Source organism: Rhodospirillaceae bacterium (assembly GCA_040219235.1).
Taxonomy (GTDB): Bacteria; Pseudomonadota; Alphaproteobacteria; order Rhodospirillales; family Rhodospirillaceae; genus WLXB01.
Window position 1 is genome coordinate 1 of sequence record JAVJSV010000013.1, and the last position, 7,113, is coordinate 7,113.

Consider the following 7,113-nt stretch of genomic DNA (forward strand, 5'->3'; position numbering starts at 1 on the left):
CACTTGCGGCGAACTCTTAAGAACTATGCCCGATACTACAATCGTACCCGGACGCATCTGTCCTTAGAGAAAGATTCCCCTACTTCAAGGCCGGTCGAGCGAGAAGGTGACATCGTTGAATGTCCCCATCTTGGTGGATTACATCACGAATATCGGCGGATGAAGTAAAAAGAAGGGACAGCCTCTAATCGCAGGAAAAGTGTTCCTTGAACGCATTGGCAACTAGGCGAGCAGTTTCTGACGCGCCCATACTCACAGCGGTTAACTGGGCGGAATGATTGCGAGCATAACTGCTTAGGGCCTCTACCATGTCTGCCTTTTGAAAATCGCTAGGCAGACAAAATGGCTTTTGAGATACAGGCGAACCAATCACTTGCCCCCAGTATAAGCCTTGCAAGTATCCAAGGCAGTATCCGAGTTGAACCTGCCAGTTTTCTGATTGGGTATGATCCGCTTCACACCAGTTCATGTAAACGTTGTAGTCCAAAGAGTTTTTTGGAGCTGCTTGAGCCGGAGCTGTGCTGGCAAACTGTGAGTCCACTGCCGCTGAGGCTACTCCAGAAAAGGCTAGGGTTAGGACGCAGGTGAAAGCAAAAATTATTTTGTGTCTTAATAGTTTAAGCATGTCCATCACCAATGTGCGTCAGAAAAGAAGTGTTACGTTTGAATGACGGCAACTTGGGCAAAAGCATCAAAAACAGCAATAAGCTCACCTCATTATTCATGGAAGTGTCATCTAAGTATTCACGAGGAACGTGCTGCTTTTTCTGATGATGTTAAAGGGGCTTGGAGTTCTCAATGGCTTACCCTAAGCGCGTACTGAGGTCTGATTTAGTCTTGAAATATTTCTGTAATTTTAAAGTAAAGATTCTGTAATAATCCGCAGTATTAAAGTTAAATTACATCAAGTACTTGATCCTATGCAGAAAAAATAAACTCTGATAGTTCGTCCCCAACACTTAATCCAAAACGGGCAAATCACTTTCAAAGCCCAACTTCATTTCTTAGTCACTGACATGGGGATATCATGACCAGCGCTTCACCACTTCTGCGAATTCTACTCGCAAGCTGTCTTGCACTTTCAGTTGCGGCTTGCAGTGACAGTTCTACCGAAATTGCCTCTCCAGGCGATTCTGGTCCTAACCCCGGCGTTGGCGGCGGCGGAAATGGTGGCGGTGGCGATGGCGGCGGCACACCGCCTCCAAGCGCAGGAACGTGCCCAACAGGGACCGCCGAAATAACAGTTGGGTCCTCGACTCACTGCGAATTGTCTGGAGTGATAACATCGGATGTTACGTTAGAGTCCGGCAACTTGTATTCATTAAACGGTAAAGTTGTCGTCGGTGAGAACGCAGCCTCGGACGGGTCTGGCGGCACGGCAGCCACCTTAACCATTCAGCCGGGTGTCACGGTTTACGGACAAGATCTGCAGTCGTATCTGGTGGTTTCTCGCGGTTCACGTATTGAAGCCGCTGGCACTCAGTCTAGTCCAATCGTCTTTACCAGTGCCCAAGACCTAAGTATAGCGGCGGAGTTTGGTCAAACCCAACGCGCCGTTTACACCGGCGAAGCTGCCAATGACCCGAATACTTCAGAGTGGGGTGGTATCGTAATTAACGGCTTAGCCACGCTCAACACATGTAACCAAGTCGGGGTTTGTGAAGAAGAAGGTGAAGGCGATAGCGGATTGTACGGCGGCAACAACAATGCTGACGATAGTGGTACGCTTCGTTATGTTGTTGTCAAATATGCGGGCAACCCAATCACGTCCACCGACGAGCTAAATGGCATTGCATTCCAGGGTGTCGGTAGTGGGACCACCATTGATTATTTGCAAGTCCATAACGGTGCGGACGACGGCGTCGAATTCTTTGGTGGTACTGTTAACGCGCGTCATGTCGTCATTACTGGCGCGGATGACGACTCCCTTGATTGGACTTTTGGCTGGCGTGGCAAGGTCCAGTACCTGCTTGTTATTCAAAACCCCAATCAGCCAAACTCAGACCGCGCCATCGAAGCTGATAACCTGGAAGGTAACAACGATTTCCTCCCGCGCTCAGCTCCCCTAATTTCAAATGCAACCTTGATTGGTGGATCTCCGTCGGTTGGTGACACCGGAATTGTGCTGCGTCGTGGAACAGCAGCAAGGCTTTGGAACGTAGTTGCAACCGGTTGGCGCGATGCATGTTACGATCTTGATGATAATGCCACGTTCTCTGTCGCGGGAACGAACGCGAGAAACCTTTCTGGCGATACTACGATACAGTCTTCATTATTTGATTGTGATGACCCGACAGATGACGAGGCCGGCGATCCTTTCAGCCTGGAACAATTCGTTCTTAGTCAGTCAAATAATGTCTTCGGCAATTCATCGTTATCAGGTTTCGTGAATGGTACGGCTGAAGCGGCAGTTACGGCAACGGACGTCAGTGCCATTGACAGCTTCTTTGATAGTGTTGACTACATTGGCGCTATTTCGACTTCTACAGCACCGGGTAACTGGACCCTTGGTTGGTCCTTTGGCTTAAATCCGGCCGCAAGCTGTCCCGTAGGCACAACAGCTTCTGGCAGTAACCAATGCATCATGGAAGGCGTTTACACTTCAGACATTCGCCTTGTTGCTGGCTTTGATTACATCTTACGTGGTCGTGTGGATGTCGGCATCGATGCTGGGCAAGATCCGGCTACGCCTTTGGCTTCTGGTAACACGGCCATTATGACCATTGATCCAGGCGTGCGTGTTCTTGGGGAAAATGTTCAATCTTACCTCGTGGTGACACGTGGCTCACAACTTCGTTCTAACGGTACGGCAACGGCTCCTGTTATTTTCAGTGCAATCAGCGATGACACCGCTAACCTTGATACAGATACCAGTCTATGGGGTGGCCTTGTGATCAATGGTCGTGCGCGTCTGAACACCTGCAACCAGGTTGGCGTGTGCGAGGAAGAGGGTGAAGGTGATAGTGGTCTGTACGGTGGTGTCGATGATACCGACAACAGCGGAAACCTGTTCTACACCGTTGTTAAATATGCTGGTAACCCGATCACAGCAACTGACGAACTCAATGGTATCGCTTTCCAAGGCGTAGGCTCTGGGACGTCGATTGATTACCTGCAAGTTCACAATGGTGCTGACGATGGTGTTGAGTTCTTCGGTGGAACGGTTAACGCAAAACATCTTGTGATAACCGGCGCTGACGATGACTCGATCGATTGGACCTTCGGATGGCGCGGCAAAATTCAGTATGCCGTTGTCTATCAGAACGACAATCAGCCAAACTCAGATCGTGCAATTGAGGCTGATAACCTGGAAGGTAACAATGACTTCCTGCCTCGGGCCGCAGGACTAATCGCCAACGCAACTTTTGTTGGTGGAACCTCAGTTGGTGATACTGGCATTGTGTTGCGCCGGGGTACCACTGGTCGTATTTGGAACACTGTCGTCACCAACTGGCGTGATGCATGTTACGACTTGGATGACACCGCAACGTTTACGGCTACCGGCACCTCTGCGACATCTCTAACTGGTGCGACGACTGTGCAGTCTTCCCTGTTTAACTGCACCGACCCAACAGATGACGAGGCAGGAGATCCATTTGACCTGGCGGCATTTGTCAATGGTCAAGCCAACAATGACTTGACGACAACGAACACATTGACGGCTGCTAACGGATCAACAGGCAACCGCAGGTTTATCAACGGCGCTGTTGAAAATGGTTTGACTGCCACGGATGTCAGTCTGGTCGACTCCTTTTTCGATAGCGTCAGCTACGTCGGCGCTGTGCAGAACGGAGGTAGCAACTGGACTCTTGGTTGGACCGTCTGGTTGAACGACTAAACACGTAGAGAGAAATTAGCCGCGGCGATCTGAGACATTCTTCCTCAATCATCGTCGCGGCATTTCCTGTTTTTTGAGAATATCGATTTTCTGGGTGGCAAAAATGATAGCGAACCGTTCTGGGCTCAAAGCGGCTCTACTGACATCTGCAATGATGGTTATGTCTTCTGCATTATCTGCACAGGAGGTGGAAGAAATTGTCGTTCAGGGCGTTTATATTCCTGATGAAAAAAGGGCCACATCAGAAATATCAAGTCTGATCGATGAAGTCGATTTTGCGCAATCTGGCGACTCAGAAGTCACTGGTATTTTGCAACGGGTTACCGGGCTCAGTCTTGTGTCTGGCAAATTCATATATGTACGTGGTCTTGGTGGCCGTTATTCCTATGCCACGTTAGATGGCTCTACCATTCCCAGCCCGGAGCCACTGCGTCGTGTTGTCCCGTTGGATATTTTCCCCACAAGCCTGTTGGGCGGGGTGTTGGTCCAGAAAACATATTCTCCTCAGTTTCAGGGTGAATTTGGCGGTGGTCTTATTGAGCTACGTACAAAGGCAGTACCTGATGAACGCTTCTTTGAGTTCGGTGTTTCTGGGGGGTACAATTCGGAAGCAACGTTTAAAGACGGCCTCAGCTATGATGGCCCAAATTCAGAAATATTCGGCTTTCCCGGAAAGTCTCGTTCAATCCCGGATATTATAGACAACAATGCATTGCTTGAGGGTTTGTCACCGTCTGAACTTGAAGCGGCAGGGGAATCTCTGCCTAACATCTGGTCGGTTGACAGTGAGCCAAATGCGCCTGATTTCGGACTTAACGCTGTCTATGGCGACAGATTCGATTTTGCAGACTCAAGCCTCGGTATTCTTGCGGCGATTGATTACAGCAGCGAGATGAGGAATGAGTTTGGTGAATTCCGTACATTTGAAATTTCCGGCGGCGAACTCACACCCAGCACCGATTTAGCTCCCGACGTCTGTGATCGATTTATCGGTGGAGGTGACGATTGTGGACTGCGCAGAACAGAGTGGGATGTCGGCCTCAATGGCATATTTACATTGGGTCTTGAGCTTGATCAGAGCACGCTCAAAGCGACGTCAATGGTGCTTCGGAAAAGTACCAAGCGCGTTCAGCTTGAAAAAGGCGAATTCGGCGCTGACCCGGGCACACTTAGAACATCTGTCCGTAATGAGTACATAGAAAACTATTTGTGGAGTAACCAATTATCCGGTGAGCACTATTTTGATGCGCTGACTGATAATTCTACCTTTGAACAAACCCAATTCAACTGGCGTGCATCATACTCTAAGGCCTCTCGTGAAGCGCCTTTCCGCCGTCAGTACCGCTACATTTATGATGATTTCGATAGTGTTTTCCGTTTACCGCTGCGGACGGATTCAGCCCTGACGAGTTGGAGTGATCTAAAAGACGACACCTATGATGGTGGTTTCGATGTTCTCCAGCCGATGTTGCTTGGTGACATGGCCGTCGACCTCAAGCTCGGTGCCGCTTACCTGGATAAGAGCCGCAACTCCGGCTTTGTCCAATACGGCTTTAACCCTCCATCTGGCGCAAATCTGGCGCTTCGTGAACTGATCCCGGAAATCATTTTCGGCTCTGTCAACATCGGCCCTGGTGGTTTTGAGTTGCGCGAATTCTTTGATGCGTCGGACACCTTCACCGCAAGTCTGGAAAACAAACAGGTTTATGGTGGTCTGGACATTCAGTTAAACGATTTTGTACGTCTCGCTGGCGGCCTTCGCTATGAAGATTCAAAACAGATCACAGCCACAGTAGACCGTGTGTCTCTTGATCCAATCACGGTGACGCAGCGCGGTGAGTTCGTTTTACCCGCAGCCACGCTGACGTGGGAATTCTATGACAACATGCAGATGCGTTTCGCGTTCAGCCAGACTTTGTCGCGGCCTGATCTGCGTGAAACGTCTTCTGCAATCTTCCTTGATGACCGTGGTCAGCAGACCCGTGGCAATCCTGAGCTGCAAATCGCTCAGATCGACAACTATGATGCGCGCTGGGAATGGTATTTCGGCCCCGGCGAGTTCGCAACGGTCGGCGTGTTTTATAAAGAGTTCAGCAACCCCATTGAGCAGACCTATCAGTTTATTGGCAATACACCGCTGCGCTCCTGGGCGAACGCCTTGTCGGCGGAAGTGAAAGGCATTGAGGCTGAGCTGGAAAAAGTTATCCCACTCAATGATTGGATGGACAACAACTGGACATCACGCCGCGAATTTTACGTCAAGGTCAACGGCTCTTATATCGATTCAAATGTGTCGTTGGATCCCTTAGAGGCAGGCCAACAAACAGACTCTCAGCGCAGTCTTGAGGGTCAGTCAGATTGGCTCGGGAACTTGCAGTTCGGTTGGGATGAAGTTGAAGACCGTGAAAGGTTTTCCATTCTCCTCAATTACACGGGCGAACGGATTATCGGTGTAGGACGCCTCGGCGCACCGAACGAAGTTGAGAAGCCTCCAATTAGTCTGGATTTAAATTATGCCCGTACGCTTACGACGTGGGGCAGAGATTATGAAGTCAGCCTGAAGGCGGCGAACCTCCTCAATGATGATTTTGTTATTCAGCAAGGCAACCAGATTGCAGAGCGCTACGATCTGGGTGTCACGGTATCGTTAGGTATTAAGACGCGGTTCTAAACTACACATTCCTTTTGCAAACTCTGTCACCCCCGTTCGGGGTGGCACAACCGGGTGGAGAGTATGCAAGATCAGTATAGCGGCGGTGCACCAGCACAGCCGGTCTTATCCTATGCCCAGTTATCTAGGGGTATACAAAGGTCTGTTGGCGCAATGCGCCAGAGCCAGCTTTTTGCTATGGCCGGGTTAAACCGCTCTGATTCAAAGTCACCTGTATGGGGCAGGAGGGCGGTAAATGTCGCTGCCATCTTTTGTCTCGGTATTATCTGGTCGCAAGTGATGTGGTTGATAGTGGATGGAACGTCTATTGAAACTACCGACGCTTTCTCCGAAAACAGCCCTGACTCTCAGCCTATCCTTTCACAAAATCTTGATCTCAACATCCTTAGCCGCAGCAATCCATTTACGGGCACGGTGGCGCAAATTGAGGCATCTGCGACAACGTCTGAGGCACCTGAGACAAATCTGGATTTGCAACTCTTTGGTATTCGTTCAGGAGACGGAAACTTGCCAGGAAGCGCGATCATTCGCACCCCTGACAAGCGACAAAGCATGTTTGTTGTGGGGGATGCCATAATCGATGGAGTGGAGATCGGAAGAGCGT

General features: G+C 49.9%; 3 protein-coding genes. All 3 read left to right on the forward strand.

Annotation, left to right across the window (positions count from 1 at the left end):
* Positions 1-1,027: 1,027 nt before the first annotated feature.
* On the forward strand, positions 1,028-3,838 hold the full coding sequence (locus RIC29_14350; protein ID MEQ8736103.1) for a hypothetical protein: 2,811 nt from the start codon (positions 1,028-1,030) through the stop codon (positions 3,836-3,838).
* A gap of 103 nt (positions 3,839-3,941) precedes the next feature.
* Entirely contained in the window at positions 3,942-6,509 is a 2,568-nt protein-coding gene (locus tag RIC29_14355; GenBank protein ID MEQ8736104.1) for a TonB-dependent receptor, read from the forward strand.
* A 153-nt stretch (positions 6,510-6,662) separates the two neighbouring features.
* The coding region (locus RIC29_14360) for a type II secretion system protein N (protein ID MEQ8736105.1) at positions 6,663-7,113 on the forward strand (451 nt) is incomplete at its 3' end.

Bases quoted from the DNA above. Each gene is read 5' to 3' on its own strand.
- RIC29_14350 (MEQ8736103.1), top strand. From the start codon at position 1,028: ATGACCAGCGCTTCACCACTTCTGCGAATTCTACTCGCAAGCTGTCTT.
- RIC29_14355 (MEQ8736104.1), top strand. From the start codon at position 3,942: ATGATAGCGAACCGTTCTGGGCTCAAAGCGGCTCTACTGACATCTGCA.